Below are 21,164 nucleotides of genomic sequence, written 5' to 3'. Positions count from 1 at the left end.
AAGCCACGCTCCCACAGGGTTGAGGTTAACCCTGTGGGAGCGGCGGTGAGGCGATCGACTTGCTCGCGAAAGCGACCTACCAGGCGGCGACTATCTCAGCGCTTTTCCAGCTTGTCCGGCAGTGGCGCAAACAACGCTTCAATATCATCACTCTGCAACTTCCAGTCCCCGGTCTGGCGTCCGTCCAGCACGCCAGCCGCCAGGTCGGATTTTTCCTTCTGCAGATGCTGAATCTTCTCTTCCACCGTGCCCCGGGCAATCATCTTGTAGACGAACACCGGTTTCTCCTGGCCAATGCGATACGCTCGGTCAGTGGCCTGGTTTTCCGTCGCCGGGTTCCACCATGGATCGTAGTGAATCACCGTGTCGGCTTCGGTCAGGTTCAGGCCGACGCCACCCGCCTTCAGGCTGATCAGAAAGATCTGACGCTTGCCGCTCTGGAAGTCTTTGACCGGTGCGCGCCGGTCGCGGGTCTGCCCGGTCAGCAGCGCATAATCGACTCCGCGTTTTTTCAGCTCATCTTCAATCAACGACAGCATCGAAGTGAACTGCGAGAACAGCAGGATCCGTCGACCTTCATCGAACAATTCCTCAAGCATTTCCATCAGGCTGTCGAGCTTGCCCGAGGTGCTGCCGCGTGTGGGCAGGGTGGCATCGTTGACCAGGCGCAAATCGCAGCAAACCTGGCGCAGCTTCAGCAGCGCCTCAAGAATGATGATCTGGCTGCGCGCCACGCCCTTGCGGGTGATCTCGTCGCGGACTTTCTTGTCCATCGCCAGGCGCATGGTTTCGTACACGTCACGCTGGGCTTCGTTGAGCTCGACCCAATGGATGATTTCGGTTTTCGGCGGCAACTCGGTCGCCACTTGCTCTTTGGTTCGACGCAGCAGGAACGGTTTTATCCGACCGTTGAGGTGCTGAAGTCGTACTTCGCTGCCGCGCTTTTCGATTGGCACGCGGTAATCGCGGTTGAAGCTTTTCACGTCACCCAGCCAGCCGGGCAGCAGGAAGTGAAACAGCGACCATAGCTCACCCAGGTGGTTTTCCAGTGGTGTGCCGCTCAGGCACAGACGCTGACGGGCATTCAATTCGCGGGCGGCGTGTGCGGCCTTGCTGTTGGGGTTCTTGATGTACTGCGCCTCGTCCAGAACCAGTACGTGCAAAGGTTGCGCGGCGAGACGTTCGACGTCCTTGGGCAGCAGCGCATAGGTGGTCAGGATCAGGTCGTAATCGGCCAGCGTGTCGAAATGCTTTTTGCGACTGGCACCGTACAGCGCCAGCACTTTGAGTTGCGGCGTGAAGTGCCCCGCCTCATCCAGCCAGTTGGGGATCAGGCTGGTCGGCATTACCACCATGCACGGCCGATCAAGGCGTCCGGCGTTCTTCTCACTGAGAATGTGCGCCAGGGTCTGTAGGGTTTTGCCCAGCCCCATGTCGTCCGCGAGAATCCCGCCGACTTCCAGTTGGCGCAACGACTGCATCCAGCTCAAGCCTTCCAGCTGATAGGGGCGCAAGGTCGCGTTCAGGCCTTCCGGTGCAGTCGAGGTAAAGTCCTTGATGTCCCGCAGCCGCTGGGCAAAGGTGCGAATTTGCTCGCCGCCCTCCCAAAGCAGCGGCAGGTCTTCCAGCGGATTCAGGCGCGTGGCATCGGCCTTGCTCAGGCGCAGCGTCGTTTCGCCAGGCCCTTGCAGGTAGAACTCGCCGAGGGTCGCCAGCACCGGTTTCAATCGGCCGAAGGGCAGGGCGACTTGCAACGGCCCGTGCTCGGAGTTCGGGCGATTGGGGATGTTCACCAGGATCAACTCGTCGTCGCGCCGTCGTGCAAGGCGTTCCGGGTTGAGGATCTCGGTGTGAGAACGCATCAGGTTCAGCAGGATCGGCAGCAGGCTCAGCCGTTCGCCGTTGACGATGATTCCCAGCTCCAGATCGAACCAGTCACGCTCCGGCGCCTGTTCTACGGTGGCGTACCAATCGTCCACGGCGGTGAGGTCGAAGCCGAAGTCTTCGTCGATCTGCAACTCCCAACCCTGGGTGCGCAGCTTCGGCAGTTCATTGAGGGTGAAGGTCAGCCAGGCGCTGTCGTTGACCATCTCGAAAAGTTCGCCGGCGCTTTCCGGCAAGGCTTTGCTTTGCCGGGTGGCGACCTTGAAGCCAAGGATTCGCAGTTGCTCCCTGTAGGTCTGTTCGACTTCCGGGTGGCGTTTTATCCGTAGCGTTTGCGTCTCCTGGCGAATCAGGATGTCGGCGTTCTTCTGTCCAGAAACGTATTCATCCAGATAGCCGAATGACAACGCCGCGCGATGCTGAATGTAACGTTGCATCTTGCCGTTACGCGGTTCGAAGGCGCTGAACTCGATGCTCGCCAGCCACAAGCGCGGCACCGGCTGCACGTTATCCACCAGTACTTGCGGGGGCTTCGGGCTACGGTTTTCCAGTACGGCTTGAAGTTTCTCGAGTAGCTCGGCGTCTTGCGCGGCGGCGGGGTAGGCCAGGGTTTCCTGCACTTTCAGTAGCACCGCTGCGCAGTGTTTGCAGTTGTTGTGAACCGGGCAGGTGCAGGTGGCGTCGATCATCAGCAACGTGGCTTTGGCTGACTCGCGCAGGCGAATGGTCTGACGGTAAACATTGCCGCCAGAGCCCTCGCAGACGGCAATGATGGTGGCGTCCCCGGCCTCGATGATCCTGACGCGGTTCTCCAAAGCGTAGCGACGGCCACGCTCCAGGCTCTGTTCCTTGAATCGGCTGACCCAGGAAGGTGCCAGGGGTTTGCTCAGGGTCGCTGACATAAGGACTCAATCAGTCCGGAATTTCTTCGGGGACTGGCCGAGGCGCAGGGGAGGTGAGCGAGGTGATCTTGATCAACAGGCCCAAGTGGCCATTGTCGAGGAAGTTCAACTGGCCGTTCTTGGTGTGGCTTTCCTGTTTCATGCGTTCGCTGGCGGTGACCATGCCGTTGGCGTCGATCTGGTTAACCCAAAAGTCGGCGTCGACGTCGGTGAAACGCCCCAGTTTCATGCTCAGCGTGCCCTCGATCGGGAACTGGCCGAACTGTTCCTTGCCCTCGCTGATCGCAACTTTGCTGGCCTCTTCGCCAAGGTTCTGTTGCCAGGCCTTGTGCAGCAACACCGTGTATTCATTACTGGCGGTGAGTTTTTCCACTTCAGCATTGAGGCTTGGTGTGCGCAGGCTGTCGGGGCTGATGGGCTGAGCTCCAGCCGCCCAGTCTTCCGGCGCGGCGCGGCTGACGATAGCGGGCACGGCGTTTTGGCGGACCAGGATCATTTCAATCTGATACAAGTCATCGGCAAATGCCGTAGGGGTGACCAGCGCTGTTAATAACATGGTCAACGAGGTCAGTGAGCGGAACAGGCGCATGCGGCGTCCTTCAAGCAGTTTTCGGAATGAGGTGCTCAAACAGCGCCTCTACAGTATTAAAGCGCTCTTCCGGGCGCTCCATCGGCACCTGGAATTTAAACATCGTAGCGCCTTCGAATTTGTAGCGTTTTGGCTGGCTCTGGATCAACTTGATCAGCGTCAGCGGGTCGACCGGTGTTTGCGGCGCGAACTCGATTCGGCCACCTTGCGGGCCGCCGTCGACTTTCTTGATGCCCAGTAGCTCGGCCTGCAATTTCAGCGCGGTAATGCGCATCAGGTTCTTGGTCGGCTCCGGCAGCAGACCGAAACGATCGATCATCTCCACCTGCAAGTCCTTGAGGCCTTCCTCGTCGGTGGCCGAGGCGATGCGTTTGTAGAGAATCAGTCGGGCGTGTACGTCTGGCAGATAGTCCTCGGGAATCAACGCCGGTACCCGCAGATTGACTTCCGGACCACCGCCGAGCGGCTGGTCGAGGTTCGGTTGTTCGCCCTTGCGGATCGACTTCACCGCGCGCTCGAGCATTTCCATGTACAGGGTGAAACCGACAGCCTGGATCTGTCCGCTCTGCCCATCGCCGAGCAATTCGCCGGCACCACGGATTTCCAGGTCGTTGGTGGCGAGCACGAAGCCCGCGCCGAGGTCCTGGGTATTGGCGATCGCTTCCAGACGTTTTTCGGCGTCAGGCGTGATTTGCTGGCGCGGCGGCGTCAGCAAATAAGCGTAAGCCTGGTGGTGACTGCGACCGACCCGGCCGCGCAACTGGTGCAGCTGCGCCAGGCCGAACTTGTCGGCGCGTTCGATGATGATGGTGTTGGCGCTCGGCACGTCAATGCCGGTCTCGATGATGGTCGAGGCGATCAGCACGTTGAAGCGCTTGTGGTAGAAGTCGCTCATTACTTGTTCGAGATCGCGTTCGCGCATCTGCCCGTGGCCGATGCCGATCCGTGCTTCCGGCACCAGTTCGGCGAGGTCGGCGGCGCATTTCTCAATGGTTTTCACATCGTTGTGCAGGTAGTAGACCTGACCGCCACGCAACAGCTCACGGAGCAAGGCCTCTTTGACCGTGCTCTTGTTCTGCTCCATGACGAACGTGCGTACCGACAGGCGACGGGCCGGCGGCGTGGCGATGATCGACAGATCGCGCATGCCCGACACGGCCATGTTCAGCGTGCGCGGAATCGGCGTGGCGGTCAGGGTCAGGATATCGACTTCACTGCGTAGCGCCTTGAGCTGTTCCTTCTGACGGACACCAAAACGGTGCTCTTCGTCGATGATCACCAGCCCCAGGTTTTTGATTTTTACGTCGTCCTGCAGCAGCTTGTGCGTGCCGATGACGATGTCGATCTTGCCTTCGGCCAGGTCCGCGACCGCCGCATTCACTTCTTTGGTCGATTTGAAGCGGCTCATCACTTCCACGCTCACCGGCCAATCGGCGAAGCGGTCGCGGAAGCTGTTGTAGTGTTGCTGGGCGAGCAGGGTGGTCGGTACCAGAATCGCCACCTGACGACCGCCGTGTACCGCGATGAACGCGGCGCGCATCGCCACTTCGGTCTTGCCGAAGCCAACGTCGCCGCAGACCAGGCGGTCCATCGGTTTCGGCGCGAGCATGTCGGCGCGCACGGCGTCGATGGTGGTTTGCTGGTCCGGGGTTTCTTCGAATGGGAAACCGGCGCTGAAGGTCGCGTAATCGGCTTTCGGGTCGGCGAACGCATAGCCTTCGCGAGCGGCGCGGCGGGCATAGATGTCGAGCAACTCGGCGGCCACGTCGCGCACCTGTTCGGCAGCTTTGCGTTTGGCTTTCTGCCAGGTCTCGGAGCCTAGACGGTGCAGCGGGGCCAGGGCATCGTCGCTGCCGGTATAGCGGGCGATCAGATGCAGGTTGGCCACCGGCACGTACAGCTTGGCGTTTTCGGCGTATTCGAGGGTCAGGAACTCAGCGGCCTGGCTGTCGATTTCCAGGATCGTCAGCCCGAGATAGCGACCGACGCCGTGATCGATATGCACCACCGGCGCGCCTTCGCGCAGCTCGGTGAGGTTTTTGATCACGGCATCATTGTTGGCGTCGGCGCGTTTCTCGCGGCGACGGCGTTGCATCACGCGCTGACCGAACAATGGGCTTTCGGCGACCAGGGCCAGCGCCGGGTCGTCGAGCACCAGGCCTTCGTCGAGCGGCGCGATGGTGATCGCCAGGCGTTCTTTGCTCGCGACGAAATCCGGCCAGCTGTCGACGGTTTTCGGCCGCAGCTTCAGGCGTTCGAGCAATTCCAGCAGCACTTCACGACGGCCCGCGGATTCGGCGGTAAACAGCACGCGACCGGGAAATTCGTCGAGGAAACCCGCCAGCGCCGCCAACGGTTGGGTGGCCTTGGCTTCGATGGCCAGGTTCGGCAGCTCTCGAGCGGGGAAGCGCTCGCGGCCGACGCCGGTTTCCACGTCCTGTTGACTGGCAACCACGCGCGGCCAGTTTTTCAGGCGCGCGAAGCAATCTTCCACCGGCAGGAACAACTCGGCGGGCGGCAATAAAGGACGGGCCGGATCGACGCGACGCTCTTCATAGCGATTGCGCACGTCGTTCCAGAAGTTTTCCGCCGCCTGCTCGATACCCGGCAAGGAAAACACTTGCGTGTCCTGGGGCAGGTAATCGAACAGCGTGGAAGTGTCGTCGAAGAACAGCGGCAGGTAGTACTCGATACCGGCCGGTGTAATCCCGCTGCTCAAGTCCTGGAAGATCGGGCAGCGACGGAAGTCGACATCGAAACGCTCGCGGAAGCGCGCCTTGAAGCGGGTGACCGCATCCTTTTGCAGCGGAAATTCTCTCGCTGGCAGGAGGCGAACCGTTTCAACCTTGTCGATGGAGCGCTGGTTTTCCGGGTCGAAGGTACGAAGGGTCTCGATTTCGTCGTCGAACAGGTCAATTCGGAAAGGCAGTTTGCTGCCCATCGGGAACAGATCGATCAGCGAGCCGCGCACGGTAAATTCGCCATGCTCGTAGACGGTATCGACGTATCGATAGCCGCTGGCCTCAAGCCGGGTGCGCATCTGCTCGACATCGAGTTTCTGACCGATGTCGAGCACCAGGCTGCTGCCGAGCAGGAATTTGGTCGGCGCCAGGCGATGCAGGGCCGTCGTGATCGGCACGACCAAAACGCCATGACTCAGCTCCGGCAACCGATACAACGCGGAGATGCGCTGGGAAATAATGTCCTGGTGCGGCGAAAACAGATCGTAGGGCAGGGTTTCCCAGTCCGGGAAATGCAGCACCGGCAAATCAGGGGCGAAGAAACTCAGCTCCTGTTCCAGCCGTTCGGCACTTTGGCTGTCGGCGGTCAGCAGCAGGGTGAAGCGCTTGGCAGCGCTGGCGGCCTCGGCAATGGCCAGGCTCAGGGCGGCACCGGGCAGGTTGCCCCAGTGCTGTTTACCTGCCGCGGCAGGGAGAAGCGGTAGACGCAGAACGGGCACGGAAGGTTGAGCTCCAAGCGTTGCGACAAAGTCGGTAATTGTAGCGGTCCCGGGTGCCGCCTGTCAGTTGCAGATGTGTCTATTACGCAGGTTGGGCGAAATGTAGTGGTAAAGACAAAATCGGCCCGTTTTTTAGTAAAAAAGACCGAATATGTAGTGGCAAAACGATTGGGTGTTACGGAGGGTTACAGACAAGACAGCGATGTCTCCGAAAAAATGACTGCGTTGCAGGCCCCGGTTTTATTGGGCTTGAGCCATGCGTCATTTTTTTGAAGTTGATTTTGTTACTGGTCGTGCGACAAGCGCGCATTGCTACGGGAGGCACTCGGCGGCATAATGTAGCCCCTTTTTTCTGCCCCTACATGTGGAAGGTTCCCGTGACTCAGAAGCCCGACCAGTGTCTTGGTGAATGGATCGACCGTGAAGCACTCGCAGAAGCGATGATTCCGCTTATCGGTCAGCTCTACCGCAATAACAACGTGGTGAGCTCGATCTATGGCCGCAGTCTGATCAACCAGTCTGTCATCGCGATTCTCAAAGCTCACCGCTTTGCTCGCCATCGCCAGTCCGATGACAGCGAATTGTCCGTCCACGAAACATTCCCGCTGCTCAAGGCAATGAGCGAGCTCAAGCTCGGCGCTGCCTCGGTAGACCTGGGCAAGCTTGCAGTCAAGTACAAGGCTGAAGGCAATGGCCGTACTGCCGAGCAGTTCGTCCGTGAAGAACTGGCTGACGTCGTTGGTCAGCAAAATGTTTCCGCGCGCAAAGGCACCGACGTCGTTCTGTACGGCTTCGGTCGTATCGGCCGTCTGCTGGCGCGCATCCTGATCGAGAAAACCGGTGGTGGCGACGGCCTGCGTCTGCGCGCCATCGTTGTCCGCAAGGGCGCCGAAAACGATCTGATCAAACGCGCCAGCCTGCTGCGCCGCGATTCGGTACACGGTTCGTTCAATGGCACCATCACCATTGATGAAGCCAACAACACCATCACCGCCAACGGCAACCTGATCCAGGTTATCTACGCGAAAAACCCGACTGAAGTGGACTACACCCAGTACGGCATCAAAGACGCGCTGCTGGTGGACAACACCGGTGTATGGCGTGACGCCGACGGTCTGGGCCAGCACCTGGCATGCCCGGGTATCGATCGCGTTGTTCTGACCGCGCCTGGCAAAGGCAAGCTGAAGAACATCGTTCACGGCATCAACCACGGTGAAATCACCGCTGATGACAAGATCGTTTCCGCGGCTTCCTGCACCACCAACGCCATCGTGCCGGTGCTCAAGGCTGTCAACGACAAGTTCGGCATCATCAACGGTCACGTCGAAACGGTTCACTCGTACACCAACGACCAGAACCTGATCGACAACTTCCACAAAGGCGATCGCCGTGGCCGTAGCGCCGCGTTGAACATGGTAATCACCGAGACCGGTGCTGCTACCGCTGCTGCCAAGGCACTGCCTGAGCTGGCCGGCAAGCTGACCGGTAACGCGATCCGCGTTCCGACGCCTAACGTGTCGATGGCCATTCTCAACCTGAACCTTGAGAAAGCCGCCACTCGTGAAGAAATGAACGAGTACCTGCGCTACATGGCGCTGCACTCCGACCTGCATAAGCAAATCGACTACGTCAATTCGCAGGAAGTGGTTTCCACCGACTTCGTTGGCTCGCGCCACGCAGGCGTAGTGGACGCTGAAGCAACCATCAGCCAAGACAACCGCGTTGTTCTGTACGTTTGGTACGACAACGAATTCGGTTACAGCTGCCAGGTGGTTCGCGTGATGGAAGACATGGCCGGTGTAAACCCGCCTGCATTCCCGCGCTAAGCATTAGCTGCACATGAAAACGCCCCGACTTTGGTCGGGGCGTTTTTGTTTGTGCGGTGATCGCTCCCGCGCGCGTGGGAACGATCTTGTCGACGAGAGTGATCGATCAGGCGCCGCCAACCACAGCGGCCTACGCTGTCCGCAACTCAGCTCCCACAGGTTTTGCGTTTGACTGGCAGGCGCTGGCAGACCTCGCTCTCGTGCGCTCTGAAGCCCATAATGGCGGGCGCGGTTTTGAGGGGGGGATGAAAATTTGTTAACTGGACGGTGGACTGGGGTTGTGATGCTGGCCGGTGTTTTGTCCGGTTGTGGCAACGGCGACAGCCTGGAACGCTTCGACGGCCCGACCATGGGCAGTCGTTATTCCATTCAATACGTAAGGCATTCCTCCACGCCCGGGCTGAAAGCGGTGCAGGCTGAAGTAGAAAATATCCTCGCTGAAGTGGATCGACAATTCTCGACCTATCGCAGCGACTCGGTTATCGAACGCTTCAACGCACTGCCGGCCGGCCGCTGTCAGGTCATGCCTGGCCCGGTGCTCGAATTGATCCGTGTGGGCGAGCAACTGTCTTCGCAAAGCGAAGGCTCCTACGACCTGACCGTGGAACCGCTGCTCAATCTCTGGGGATTTGGCCCGCAGGGCCGTGAGGAAAAAATCCCGACTGCCGAAGCGCTCGCCGAAGTCAGGCAGCGCGTCGGTCACGCACACCTGCGCATCGACGGCGATCAGCTGTGCAAGGACGCCGCGGTAGAGGTCGACTTCAACAGCATCGCCGCCGGTTACGCGGTCGATGCAATTGCCGCAAAACTCGAAGCAATGGGCATCCACAACTACCTCGCCGAAGCCACGGGTGAGCTCAAGGCGGCGGGCAAAAAACTCGACGGATCGCCGTGGCGCGTCGCCCTGGAAGAACCCCGCGACGACCAGCGAGTGGCCGAGCGCATCATCGCCGTAGACGGCTACGGCGTTTCCACTTCCGGCGATTACCGCAACTATTTCGAGCGGGACGGTCGGCGTTATTCCCACACCTTCGATGCCCGCACCGGGGCGCCGGTCCTACACACCCTGGCGTCAGTCACGGTGATTCATCCTTCAGCGTTGATGGCCGATGGCTTATCGACGCTGTTGCTGATTCTGGGGCCCGAAAGGGGTTGGGACTATGCCGAAACGCATGACATCGGTGCATTCTTTGTGATTCGTGCCGATACAGGATTCGTCACACGAACCACGCAGGCCTTTGAGCGCCTGAGTGGCGGCATAACCGAGTGATCACGGCGATTCAAGCAGCAAAGACTGGCGTTGTAGTGCAGGCAAAACTAGCCTACGACGCGACCAAGGGTTAATGTGCGCGGCGTTGACGCTTATATAGACTGTGTCCGGGTTCTGCACTGGCCCCAAATTGTTCCTTCACGCCACAGATCGGCGTGATTTAGCCGCAGGTGCCGAGGGCGCCGCGGCCTGTTCTGAGGAGTATGCATGGCTGTCTACAACTACGACGTGGTGGTGCTGGGTTCCGGCCCGGCGGGAGAAGGCGCGGCAATGAACGCCGCCAAAGCAGGGCGCAAGGTGGCGATGGTCGATAGCCGTCGCCAGGTCGGCGGCAACTGCACCCACCTGGGCACCATCCCGTCCAAGGCACTGCGTCACTCGGTCCGGCAGATCATGCAGTTCAACACCAACCCGATGTTCCGGGCCATTGGTGAGCCACGCTGGTTCTCGTTCCCGGACGTGTTGAAAAGCGCTGAAAAAGTCATCTCCAAACAAGTCGCCTCGCGCACCGGCTACTACGCCCGTAACCGCGTCGACGTGTTCTTCGGCACCGGCAGCTTCGCCGACGAGCAAACCATCGAAGTGGTCTGCGCCAACGGCGTGGTCGAAAAGCTGGTGGCCAAGCACATCATCATCGCCACCGGCTCGCGCCCTTATCGTCCGGCGGACATCGATTTCCACCACCCGCGTATCTACGATAGCGACACCATCCTCAGCCTCGGCCACACCCCGCGCAAACTCATTGTTTACGGCGCCGGCGTGATCGGTTGCGAGTACGCGTCGATCTTCAGCGGACTGGGTGTACTGGTTGAACTGGTGGACAACCGCGGTCAGTTGCTGAGCTTCCTCGACTCGGAAATTTCCCAGGCCCTGAGCTATCACTTCAGCAACAACAACATCACGGTTCGCCACAACGAAGACTACGACCGCGTCGAAGGCGTGGACAACGGCGTGATCCTGCACCTCAAGTCCGGCAAGAAAATCAAGGCCGACGCCTTGCTCTGGTGCAACGGCCGTACCGGCAACACTGATCAGTTGGGTCTGGAAAACATCGGTGTGAAGGTCAACAGCCGTGGCCAGATCGAAGTGGACGAGGCCTACCGTACCTGCAAGCCGAACATCTACGGCGCCGGTGACGTGATTGGTTGGCCGAGCCTGGCCAGTGCTGCTCACGACCAGGGTCGTTCGGCCGCTGGCAGCATCGTTGATAATCAAAGCTGGCGCTTCGTCAACGACGTGCCGACCGGCATCTACACCATTCCGGAGATCAGCTCGATCGGCAAGAACGAGCAGGAGCTGACTCAGGCCAAGGTGCCGTATGAAGTGGGCAAGGCGTTCTTCAAGGGCATGGCGCGTGCGCAGATTGCCGGCGAACCGCAAGGCATGCTGAAGATCCTGTTCCACCGCGATACCCTGGAAGTGCTGGGCGTTCACTGCTTCGGTTATCAGGCGTCGGAGATCGTTCACATCGGTCAGGCGATCATGAACCAGCCGGGCGAACAGAACACGCTGAAGTACTTCGTCAACACGACGTTCAACTACCCGACCATGGCCGAAGCCTATCGGGTAGCGGCGTACGATGGCCTCAACCGGCTTTTTTGAGCGGCTCCGGCCGGTGGCCTGAGCCGGCCGGGGAGACCGATTTCAGCAATTCTCGAGCGTGGCGATGGCCAAACCGGGAAAGTCTGTAATCAGGCTGTCAACGCCGAAGTCGGCGAGTCTGCGCATTAGCGCGGGCTCGTTGACTGTCCATACCGACACATGCAGCCCTTGGCGCTGCGCCTTCTGCAGGCGTTCCGGCGTACACAGGGTCCAGTTCAGCGCCAGAATCTCGCAGCCATAGCTTTGCGCGACCTTCAACGGATCGAGCCAGGCGTACTCGGCCACCAATCCGCGGGACACATCCGGCACCAGGTCCAGCGCAGCTTTCAATACTTCCCGCGAACTCGAGGTGATCGTGACCTTGTCGAGCAAGCCGAAACGCTGAGCCATTTCGCGAATCGCCAGTACGGTAGTCGCGGCGCGGGTGCGTGACGCGCTTTTGACCTCCAGTTGCCAGTGCTCGAAGTCGCATTTCTCGAACAGTTCTTCCAGTGTTGGAATCGGGCACGGTTTGATCCAGCCCGGGCCACCCTTGCGCGCATCGTAGGTCACCAACTCGGCCGCCGTGTGCTCGACGACTTTGCCGCGACGGTCGGTGGTGCGCTTGAGTGTCGGGTCATGGATGACCATCAACTCGCCGTCCATGGACAGGTGCAGGTCCAGTTCGCAACGGCGCACGCCGTGCTTGAGGCATTGCTGAAAACTGGTCAGCGTATTTTCCGGTGCTTCGCCCTTGGCGCCGCGATGGCCGTAGATGAGGGTCACGGTTCTTCCTTAAATTAAATGCCTGATTCGTTTTGTTCGCGGGCCAGACGTCGTTCCTGGGCCTGCTTCTGCAAAATATAGCGGGCCAGCAATTGGCGCTGGGCATCGCTCGGGTATTCGAACTCGGTGCCGACGTCGTAGCCGTCGCCTTTGCGATCGCAATGGGTGACGCGAGCCCGCAACAAAAGCCCGAGGGCTTGCGGCATCAGCACCAGTTTGATCGACAGGTGTGCGCCCTCGGCAATGGGGGTCGGATGTTGAAAGTCGATCCCGCCTTCGGAAATGATCACCGGCTGCGGTTCGCCGATCTGCCCGAGTACGGTGATTGCGATCACCTGGCTCAGCAAATCGATGCGTTTATTCTGGGATTTCAGGAATGCGGCGAGGTTGCGGTCGCGCTCACTGATCTGGCGCAACAGGTGCTGTGACTCGAATTCGCTCAGGTGCAGTTCGCTGAGCAAGTTGAACAGAGGGGAAGCATCCTGCAACACTTCCTGGCCTGCGGCTTCGGGAGCGGACAGGGGCCGAATTTCCAGTGCGATCGTGTCCTCGATACGGTAGTATTCGCGGCGATCTTCTTCATCTAATGTCGACATGGCGAACCCATGGTAGCGGCGGTGGTCTGAGTGTAAAGCTGGTTATCGACCCCCGCCACAAGGACGTTCCTTTTCCCTCCGAACAAGCCCCGACATGTTCAGACCTCTCTTCGTATTTATTGGCACGCGTTATACCCGTGCAAAGCGTCGCAATCATTTTGTGTCATTCATTTCCCTGACCTCGATGATCGGACTCGCCCTCGGCGTGGTCGTGATGATCGTGGTGCTGTCGGTCATGAACGGCTTCGATCATGAGATGCGCACCCGCGTGCTGGGCATGGTGCCCCACGCGACCATCGAGTCCGGTGAGCCGATCGGCGACTGGCAAAGCCTGGCCGCCAAGGTCAAGCAGAACCCGCAGGTGACGGCCGTGGCGCCGTTTACCCAGATGCAGGGGTTGCTGACCAATAACGGCAAGGTGTCCAAAGTCCTGCTCAATGCCATCGACCCTGCGCTGGAACGGCAGGTCTCGATCATTGATAACTTCATGCAGCAGGGCAAACTCGATGACCTGGCGCCGGGCAGTTTCGGCATCGTCATCGGTGACAAGGCCGCGGCCAAGTTGGGTGCGGCGATCGGCGACAAGCTGACATTCGTGGCGCCGGAAGTCACCGTGACCCCGGCCGGGATGTTCCCGCGCATGAAGCGCTTTACCGTGGTCGGCATCTTCCATGTCGGCGCCGGTGAGCTGGATGGCTACCTGGGCATCACCAATCTGCAGGATCTGGCCAAGCTGCACCGCTGGAAACCGGATCAGGTCCAGGGCATCCGTCTGAAGTTCGACGATCTGTTCCAGGCGCCACGCGTTGCGTGGACCATCGCCCAGCAGCTCGGCGAAGACCATTTCTATGCCCGCGACTGGACGCGCACCCACGGCAATCTGTATCAGGCGATCCGCATGGAAAAAGCCATGATCGGTTTGCTGTTGCTGCTGATCGTTGCGGTCGCGGCCTTCAATATCATTTCCACGCTGGTGATGGTGGTGAACGACAAGAAGGGCGACATCGCGATTCTGCGCACCCTGGGTTCCACGCCGGGGCAGATCATGGCGATCTTCATGGTCCAGGGCACGGTCATTGGCGTGATCGGTACGCTGATCGGCGCTGTGGTCGGGATCTTCGCCGCCCTGAACGTCAGCGCCGCGATCTCGGCCCTTGAAGGGCTGATCGGGCACAAATTCCTCAACGCCGACGTGTACTTCATCGATTACCTGCCGTCGCAAGTGCAGAGCCAGGATGTGTTGATGGTCTGCGCCGCCGCGTTGGTCCTGAGTTTCCTCGCCACCCTGTATCCAGCCTGGCGTGCCGCGCGCACCCAGCCTGCGGAGGCGCTACGTTATGAGTGAGTCGGGCATGAGTGATAAAGCAATCTTGAGCTGCCGCAACCTGGGCAAATCCTACGAGGAAGGCCCTGAGTCGGTAGAGGTTCTGGCCGGTCTGCAACTGGAGCTGCATCCGGGTGAGCGCGTGGCGATTGTCGGTACGTCGGGGTCGGGCAAAAGTACCTTGCTCAACCTGCTCGGCGGCCTCGATACACCGACCAAGGGCAGCGTCTGGCTGGCCGGTGAAGAGCTGTCGGCGCTGAACGAAAAGTCTCGCGGTTTGCTGCGCAATCGGTCGCTGGGTTTCGTTTACCAGTTCCACCACTTGCTGCCTGAGTTCACCGCGCTGGAAAACGTCTGCATGCCGCTGCTGATCGGCAAGACGGCTATTCCTGAAGCGCGTCAGCGTGCGACGGCATTGCTGGAGCGGGTAGGGCTGGGCCATCGCCTGGAACACAAACCGGCCGAATTGTCCGGTGGCGAACGTCAGCGCGTGGCCATCGCCCGCGCCCTGGTGAACAAGCCAGGCCTGGTGATGCTCGACGAGCCGACCGGCAACCTCGATTCCCACACCGCCCAGGGCATTCAGGATTTGATGCTGGAACTCAGCACCTCGATGCGCACGGCGTTCCTGGTGGTGACTCACGACATGAACCTGGCTCGCCAGATGGATCGCGTCCTGCATTTGCAGGAAGGTTACCTGACGCCCATCTGATTGGCCGAAACCCGGCGTGACTGAAAAGTACGCCGGGTCTCTTATTTTTATACGGTGCCCCAGCGAATGTTCAGACCGTTATCGATCTTTATCGGCGCGCGCTATACCCGCGCCAAGCGCCGCAATCGCTTTGTCTCCTTCATCTCGATGACCTCGATGATCGGTCTCGCCCTGGGCGTGCTGGCGATGATCGTGGTGCTGTCGGTGATGAACGGCTTCCAGCGCGAAATGAGCTCGCGCATCCTCGGCATGGTGCCTCATGCGACGATCGTTGGCGTCAATCCGATTGATGATTGGCAGCCCGTCGCTGCGGCGGCCATGAAGAACCCGGAAGTGACGGCCGCCGTGCCGTTCACCGAGATGGAAGGCATGCTTTCCTATAAGGGGACGATGCAGCCGATCCAGGTCAGCGGCGTTGATCCGGCGCTCGAAGGCAAGGTGTCGATCGTCGCTCAGCACATTGTCCAAGGGCGTCTCGATGCCTTGAAGCCGGGTGAGTTCGGCGTGGTGATCGGCGAGATCACGGCGCGCCGTTTCCGCTTGAACGTTGGCGACAAGATCACCCTGATCGTGCCGGAAATCAGCACTGCACCGGGCGGCATCACCCCGCGCATGCAGCGGTTGAACGTGGTCGGCGTGTTCAAGGTTGGCGCCGAACTGGACGGTTCCATGGCGCTGATCCACGTGGCCGATGCGGCGCAGATGCAGCACTGGGCGCCCAATCAGGTCCAGAGCGTGCGCCTGGCGGTAAAGGATTTGTACGATGCGCCGAAGGTTTCCAGCGATATTGCTGGCGGGCTGGGCAGTGCTTACAAGGCTGATGACTGGACTCACACACAGGGCAGTCTGTTCAGTGCGATGAAGATGGAAAAAACCATGATCGGTTTGCTGTTGCTGATGATTGTCGCCGTGGCAGCGTTCAACATCATCGCAACCCTGATCATGGTGGTGAACGACAAGGGCGCGGACATCGCGATCCTGCGCACCATCGGCGCCACGCCGCGACAGATCATGGCGATCTTCATGGTGCAGGGCACCGTGATCGGGGTCGTCGGTACGCTGATCGGTGGTGTGCTTGGCGTGATCGCGGCCCTGAACGTCAGTGAACTGGTGGGCTGGATGGAGCGGGTCAGCGGGCAGCACATCTTCAGTTCCGACGTGTACTTCGTCAGTAACCTGCCGTCCGAACTGCAGGGGGCGGATGTGCTGTTGATCTGCTCCGCCGGGTTCATTCTGAGCTTCCTCGCCACCGTTTACCCGGCATGGCGTGCGGCGAAAGTCGAACCGGCTACTGCGTTGCGGTATTCGTAAGCCTGTAGATCGCTATCGCGGGCAAGCCCGCTCCCACAGGGTTTCGAGTCGTTCACACCATTGTGATTTAACTCGGTCACTGTGGGAGCGGGCTTGCTCGCGAAGGGGCCGGCCCTGCTGGCCTCAATCCCCCTTGGGCAACTCAATCACAAACCGCGTCCACCCGTTATCCGATTCGCAATGAATCTGCCCGCCATGGGCGCGGATGATCGACTGAGTGATCGCCAACCCCAATCCCGCATGCTCACTACTGCCTTCCTGGCGCGCCGGATCAGCCCGGTAGAACCGATCAAACACTCGCGGCAGCAACGCCCGATCAATTCCGTCGCCGCTGTTCTCGACCGTCAGTCGCAATCCCTTTGGCTGATCAACAATCCGCACCCGAACCTCGCCTTCGACCGGCGTAAACCGCAACGCATTGTCCAGCAAATTGGAGAGCGCCCGCCGCAACATGCTGCGATCACCTTCCATGCGCGCATTGCCTTCACGACTCAACCTGACTTGAGCGTCCTCCGCCAACGGCGCAAAAAACTCCAGCAACAGATCCGCTTCTTCCGCCAGCTCCAGCGGTTCGCGCCTGGGCATCAACAACCCGTGGTCAGCCTTGGCCAGGTACAACATGTCGTTGACCAGTTGCGCCATCCATTGCAGTTCTTCGAGATTGCTGTGCAGTGCTTCGCGGTAATCTTCAATGGGGCGTGGGCGGGTGAGGGTGACCTGGGTGTGGGTCAACAGATTCGACAACGGTGTGCGCAATTCATGGGCGATGTCGGCGGAGAAGGCCGAGAGCCGCTGAAAAGAGTCGTCGAGGCGTCCGAACATGGCGTTGAAGTTGTGGGCCATTTCCGCGAGTTCTGGTGGCATGTTTTCTTCAGGCAGGCGTGCATTGAGCGACTGCGCTGAAACGCCGCTGGCAACCGCACTCATGCGCCGCAACGGCCGCAACCCACTGCGCGCAGCCCAGGCCCCGAGCAGGGCGGTGGCCAGTGCCGACAAGCCGACTGTCAACCAGATCAGGTGTTGCATGCGCTGCAGAAAGTGCTGGTGATGAGTGATGTCCAGCAGCAAGGTCAACTGCGGTGAGTCAGGTTTGTCGAGGTACAACGGAGCGTTGAGGACGCGGTAGTCGGTGCCTTCGCTGCTCACCGTGGACAAGCCCGCCTGGGTCGGTAGTTCCTGGGGTAGGTGCGTCGAACTGTCATACCAGCGCTTGCCGTCGCTGCCGGTGATCCGCAGCGACAGATCAGCCTGTCGGCTCAATTCATCGGCCAGTTTGACTTCGCTTTCACTCGACTGAATGTCATGAAGTGCCCGACGCAGCCCAATCAACTTGCCGTTCAGCAACTGTTGGTCGAGTTCAACGAAATGCGCTTCACTGGCCCGGCTGAACAACACCCCGGCGAACAGCGACACCACGGCGGTGCACGCCGCAAACAGTAGCGCCAGGCGACTGCTTAACGAAAGTCGACGCATCAGGCGGGACGCTCTTCAAGGACGTAACCCATGCCGCGCACGGTGTGAATCAACTTGTTGGGGAAATCATCGTCGATCTTCAGGCGCAAACGACGGATCGCCACTTCGATGACGTTGGTGTCACTGTCGAAGTTCATGTCCCATACCTGGGAAGCGATCAACGACTTGGGCAGGACTTCGCCTTGCCTGCGCAGAAGCATTTCCAGCAGGGCGAACTCCTTGGCCGTCAGGTCGATGCGCTGACCATTGCGTTCGACCCGACGGCGGATCAGGTCAAGGCGCAAGTCCGCCAGTTGCAGGCTGGTTTCCTGAGCTGTGGCGTTGCCACGGCGCAACAGGCTGCGGACCCGGGCCAGCAGTTCGGAGAAGGCGAACGGTTTGACCAGGTAGTCGTCGGCGCCCAGTTCGAGGCCGTAGACCCTGTCCTCCACCGCGTCGCGCGCTGTCAGAAACAGTACCGGCGTGTCGAGGCCGGCACCGCGCACCGCTTGCAGGATCTGCCAACCATCGCGGCCGGGCAGCATCACATCAAGAATCAACAGCGCGTAATCGCCGGTCAGCGCCAGTTGCTGGCCGGTGCTGCCGTCCGCCACCAGTTCAGTATTGAAACCGGCCTCGGTCAGGCCTTGGCGCAAGTAGTGGCCAGTTTTTGGTTGGTCTTCGACGATCAGCAGTTTCATGGGCGACTCGAGGCAAATGGAACGAACGCTTTATACCGTGGGCGGCGTTAATGCAGGTCAACCTGACAAAGTTGTAATTTGCCTGTCAGGTTGCGGGCAGTCGTAGCAGTTTAGAGTTTTCCACAGGCTGAACCTTAACTTGTTGGAGTACGACTATGTTTTTGCGCAAATCACTGCTGTGCGTCGCGTGTCTGCTGGCGCTGAGCTCGCCGGCGTGGGCTGCCCCGGCGCATACCTACGACTTCGGCCATCCGGCCTCGGCGACCAAGGCGACTCGCAGCGTAGAGTTCATCATGGGCGACATGTCGTTCACCCCCAAGGCGATTGATATCAAGGCCGGTGAGACGGTTCGTTTCGTGTTGGTGAATAAAGGTCAGTTGTTGCATGAATTCAACCTCGGTAACGCGGCAATGCATGCCAAACATCAAAAGGAAATGATGAAGATGCAGCAGAGCGGCATGCTCATGCCTGCAGGCATGAAGGAAATGGACCACGGCGCCATGGCCGGTATGGCCGGTATGGAGCATGGAATGAAACACGACGACCCCAACAGCGTGCTCGTCGAGCCGGGCAAAACCGCTGAGTTGACCTGGACCTTCACCAAGGCCACCAACCTGGAATTCGCCTGCAACATCCCCGGTCATTACCAGGCCGGCATGGTCGGCAAGGTGACTGTCAGTCAGTAAGCACTCAAAGGCGGGAGCAAAGGCTGGTAGAATCCGCTGATTCTTCAGTCAGGTTTCCGCCATGCATCCCGCAGCCGAACACTCGCCGCTGGGCAAATCCAGCGAATACATCGCCACCTACACGCCGTCCTTGCTGTTTCCGATCCCGCGCACCGCGAAATGGGCCGAGCTGGGCCTGACGGCTGAAACCCTGCCGTACAAGGGCGTGGATTTCTGGAACTGCTTCGAACTGTCGTGGCTGTTGCCGTCCGGCAAGCCAGTGGTGGCGATTGGCGAGTTCAGTATCCCGGCGGATTCGCCGAATATCATCGAATCGAAGTCGTTCAAGCTGTACCTCAACTCCTTGAACCAGACACCGTTTGCCGACACCGCGAGCCTTGAAGCGACATTGATCAAAGACCTGTCGGCTGCTGCCGGTAAACCGGTGGGCGTGCGGATTCGCAGCCTGAAGGACGTCGAGGCCGAAGGCGTCGTGGCGTTGCCGGGCGTGTGCATTGATGATCTGGATATCAGCGTCAGCAACTATGAGCATCCGCGTCCGGAACTGCTGCGTTGCGATGCATCGCGTGTGGTGGAGGAGAGCGTGCACAGCCATTTGCTCAAATCCAACTGCCCGGTCACCAGCCAGCCGGACTGGGGCAGCGTGGCGGTGGAATACCGTGGCGCGGCGCTGGATCACGCAAGTTTGCTGGAATACATCGTGAGCTTCCGTCAGCACTCGGACTTTCATGAGCAGTGCGTGGAGAGGATCTTTCTCGACCTGCAGCGGTTGTTGAAACCGGAGAAATTGACGGTGTATGCGCGCTATGTGCGACGCGGTGGGTTGGACATCAACCCGTATCGCAGTACTGAAACCGTTCAACTGCCGAACCACCGGCTGGTCCGCCAATAAAGATCTACGGTGGGAGCGAGCCTGCTCGCGATGAGTCCAGCACATTCAACATTGATGTTGACTGACACTCAGCCATCGCGAGCAGGCTCGCTCCCACAAGGGATTGCATTGCAAATCGCAGAAACTAAAAAGCCCCGCTATCACTAGCGGGGCTTTTTGTATTCGGCGGGTTCAGATCCCCATGTTAGCCAGCGCTTGCACGATATTGCGCAAGGTGCCAGCAAGGGTCGGGTGTTCGATTTCAAAGCGCTCGACGGCCAGGTTCACATTGTCGGCAAGGCTGGAGTCCTGGGTTTTGGTTTCGAGCTCCAGTTCCAGTTCGATCTGTTGCATCAGCGCGTGCAGGTCGTCGCGCTCGGCTTCGGTCAGCGGTGGATTTTGTTCCAATTGCTCGCGCAGAGTATTGAGCTGTTGTTGCAGTTCGCGGGCAGGCATGGCGTTCTTCCTTTTATCGATAGGCACTGGCATAGACCGCAGCAGCACGCCAAAGGTCTATGGCTTGATCTTTAGATTAATCCACTCGCGCGTAACCTGCATGATATCGATCAGGGCTTTTCGCCCTTGAGCCGGCGCAGGCTGATGTCGGCCAGGCAGGTGTCGAGTTCACCGAGGTGATCGATCACCGAATGCACACCCAGGCCGAACAATTGCATCGTTGCCTTGCCGCGTTTGAATTCCCGTTCCTGCTGCGTCAGCGCCTGCCATTCGTTGGGCGCCAGGCCGCAGAGTGAGCCGCAGGACGCCAGCCCAATCGTCCACAATCCAGCGTTGAGCCCCGCTTGCAGCAATCGTGGTTCGCCGCTGACCAGCACGCAACCTTCCAGTCGTTCAACATTCAACGTCATCAGGGCTTGCCAACAGGCATGTGGTGCCGGCCATGGATTGTTTGTTTCGGGGTGTTGCGAGGGTTTGATCCATGAAGGCAAGGCAGCGGCCAGGGAATGGCTGAGGGCAGGGGGGAGTTCTTCGAGCCAGGCACAGGGAATCTGCTGATGCTGCAAGCTGCGCAAGCTATCCAGGGCGCCGGGCGTGGCCTCGGCGTGTAGGGAAGAGGGGATGCCCTGTGCGCGTGTGCGGGCACCGAAATCCACCAGGCAACCACTGAGGCCAAACAGGACGGCGGTCAGGCTGGGCGCAAAGTGGGGCAAGGTTTCGGCATGCGGCATATCAACCTCCCTGAAATAGCCTCAAG

17 protein-coding genes are annotated in these 21,164 nt (G+C 59.8%); 8 read left to right on the top strand and 9 right to left on the bottom strand.

The window, feature by feature from the left end:
• Window positions 1–95 precede the first annotated feature (95 nt).
• The 3 genes from ACQ4OB_RS11070 to mfd are packed head-to-tail and all read right to left on the bottom strand — an operon-like array spanning window position 96 to window position 6,835.
• Window positions 96–2,786 carry an SNF2-related protein gene (locus ACQ4OB_RS11070; protein WP_430955685.1) on the bottom strand — a complete coding sequence of 897 codons (2,691 nt, stop codon included), beginning with the start codon at window positions 2,784–2,786 and terminating at the stop codon, window positions 96–98.
• Window positions 2,787–2,796: 10 nt separating this feature from the next.
• A complete protein-coding gene (locus tag ACQ4OB_RS11065) occupies window positions 2,797–3,375 on the bottom strand; it encodes a CsiV family protein (protein WP_430955684.1) in 579 nt (192 codons plus the stop codon).
• Between the two features lie 10 nt (window positions 3,376–3,385).
• Entirely contained in the window at window positions 3,386–6,835 is a 3,450-nt protein-coding gene (mfd, locus tag ACQ4OB_RS11060; protein WP_430955683.1) for a transcription-repair coupling factor, read from the bottom strand.
• 362 nt (window positions 6,836–7,197) lie between these two features.
• Between mfd and ACQ4OB_RS11055 the strand changes: the two genes are divergently transcribed.
• The 3 genes from ACQ4OB_RS11055 to sthA all read left to right on the top strand — a co-directional run bounded on the left by ACQ4OB_RS11055 (window position 7,198) and on the right by sthA (window position 11,533).
• Window positions 7,198–8,661, top strand: coding sequence for a glyceraldehyde-3-phosphate dehydrogenase (locus tag ACQ4OB_RS11055; protein ID WP_430955682.1), 1,464 nt, complete (start codon window positions 7,198–7,200; stop codon window positions 8,659–8,661).
• 283 nt (window positions 8,662–8,944) lie between these two features.
• Window positions 8,945–9,931 carry an FAD:protein FMN transferase gene (locus ACQ4OB_RS11050; RefSeq protein WP_430955681.1) on the top strand — a complete coding sequence of 329 codons (987 nt, stop codon included), beginning with the start codon at window positions 8,945–8,947 and terminating at the stop codon, window positions 9,929–9,931.
• Window positions 9,932–10,138: 207 nt separating this feature from the next.
• The gene (gene sthA / locus ACQ4OB_RS11045) at window positions 10,139–11,533 is read left to right on the top strand and encodes a Si-specific NAD(P)(+) transhydrogenase (protein ID WP_074875140.1); all 1,395 of its coding nucleotides are present in this window, start codon (window positions 10,139–10,141) and stop codon (window positions 11,531–11,533) included.
• A gap of 42 nt (window positions 11,534–11,575) precedes the next feature.
• On the opposite strand, the gene ACQ4OB_RS11040 is transcribed toward sthA, so the two are convergent.
• Together ACQ4OB_RS11040 and ACQ4OB_RS11035 are read right to left on the bottom strand one after the other, a co-directional pair.
• Entirely contained in the window at window positions 11,576–12,298 is a 723-nt protein-coding gene (locus ACQ4OB_RS11040; protein WP_074875142.1) for a glycerophosphodiester phosphodiesterase, read from the bottom strand.
• Window positions 12,299–12,312: 14 nt separating this feature from the next.
• A complete protein-coding gene (locus ACQ4OB_RS11035) occupies window positions 12,313–12,894 on the bottom strand; it encodes a PilZ domain-containing protein (RefSeq protein ID WP_074875144.1) in 582 nt (193 codons plus the stop codon).
• Between the two features lie 94 nt (window positions 12,895–12,988).
• Between ACQ4OB_RS11035 and ACQ4OB_RS11030 the strand changes: the two genes are divergently transcribed.
• From ACQ4OB_RS11030 to ACQ4OB_RS11020, 3 genes are all read left to right on the top strand, one after another.
• On the top strand, window positions 12,989–14,239 hold the full coding sequence (locus ACQ4OB_RS11030; RefSeq protein WP_430955680.1) for a lipoprotein-releasing ABC transporter permease subunit: 1,251 nt from the start codon (window positions 12,989–12,991) through the stop codon (window positions 14,237–14,239).
• 7 nt (window positions 14,240–14,246) lie between these two features.
• Window positions 14,247–14,930 carry a lipoprotein-releasing ABC transporter ATP-binding protein LolD gene (lolD, locus tag ACQ4OB_RS11025; protein WP_162842853.1) on the top strand — a complete coding sequence of 228 codons (684 nt, stop codon included), beginning with the start codon at window positions 14,247–14,249 and terminating at the stop codon, window positions 14,928–14,930.
• A gap of 66 nt (window positions 14,931–14,996) precedes the next feature.
• Window positions 14,997–16,241, top strand: coding sequence for a lipoprotein-releasing ABC transporter permease subunit (locus ACQ4OB_RS11020; protein WP_074875150.1), 1,245 nt, complete (start codon window positions 14,997–14,999; stop codon window positions 16,239–16,241).
• A gap of 123 nt (window positions 16,242–16,364) precedes the next feature.
• Here the strand turns inward: ACQ4OB_RS11020 and ACQ4OB_RS11015 are convergent, their stop codons facing one another.
• Window positions 16,365–17,714 carry a heavy metal sensor histidine kinase gene (locus ACQ4OB_RS11015; protein WP_074875153.1) on the bottom strand — a complete coding sequence of 450 codons (1,350 nt, stop codon included), beginning with the start codon at window positions 17,712–17,714 and terminating at the stop codon, window positions 16,365–16,367.
• Entirely contained in the window at window positions 17,714–18,394 is a 681-nt protein-coding gene (locus tag ACQ4OB_RS11010; RefSeq protein ID WP_074875155.1) for a heavy metal response regulator transcription factor, read from the bottom strand. The genes ACQ4OB_RS11015 and ACQ4OB_RS11010 overlap by 1 nt, the downstream gene beginning before the upstream one ends.
• 155 nt (window positions 18,395–18,549) lie before the next feature.
• Here ACQ4OB_RS11010 and ACQ4OB_RS11005 point away from each other — a divergent pair, with 155 nt between their 5' ends.
• On the top strand, window positions 18,550–19,080 hold the full coding sequence (locus ACQ4OB_RS11005) for a cupredoxin domain-containing protein (protein WP_102615246.1): 531 nt from the start codon (window positions 18,550–18,552) through the stop codon (window positions 19,078–19,080).
• Between the two features lie 61 nt (window positions 19,081–19,141).
• The gene (queF, locus tag ACQ4OB_RS11000) at window positions 19,142–19,972 is read left to right on the top strand and encodes an NADPH-dependent 7-cyano-7-deazaguanine reductase QueF (protein ID WP_430955679.1); all 831 of its coding nucleotides are present in this window, start codon (window positions 19,142–19,144) and stop codon (window positions 19,970–19,972) included.
• A 171-nt stretch (window positions 19,973–20,143) separates the two neighbouring features.
• Here the strand turns inward: queF and ACQ4OB_RS10995 are convergent, their stop codons facing one another.
• Entirely contained in the window at window positions 20,144–20,407 is a 264-nt protein-coding gene (locus tag ACQ4OB_RS10995; RefSeq protein WP_074875161.1) for a DUF4404 family protein, read from the bottom strand.
• A gap of 110 nt (window positions 20,408–20,517) precedes the next feature.
• Window positions 20,518–21,138, bottom strand: a complete 621-nt coding sequence (locus ACQ4OB_RS10990) for an HAD family phosphatase (protein ID WP_430955678.1) — start codon at window positions 21,136–21,138, stop codon at window positions 20,518–20,520.
• Between the last annotated feature and the right edge of the window lie 26 nt (window positions 21,139–21,164).

The organism is Pseudomonas sp. ES4 (assembly GCF_050586665.1).
Taxonomy (GTDB): Bacteria; Pseudomonadota; Gammaproteobacteria; order Pseudomonadales; family Pseudomonadaceae; genus Aquipseudomonas; species Aquipseudomonas frederiksbergensis.
This window is presented reverse-complemented; position numbering and strand designations above follow the sequence as displayed.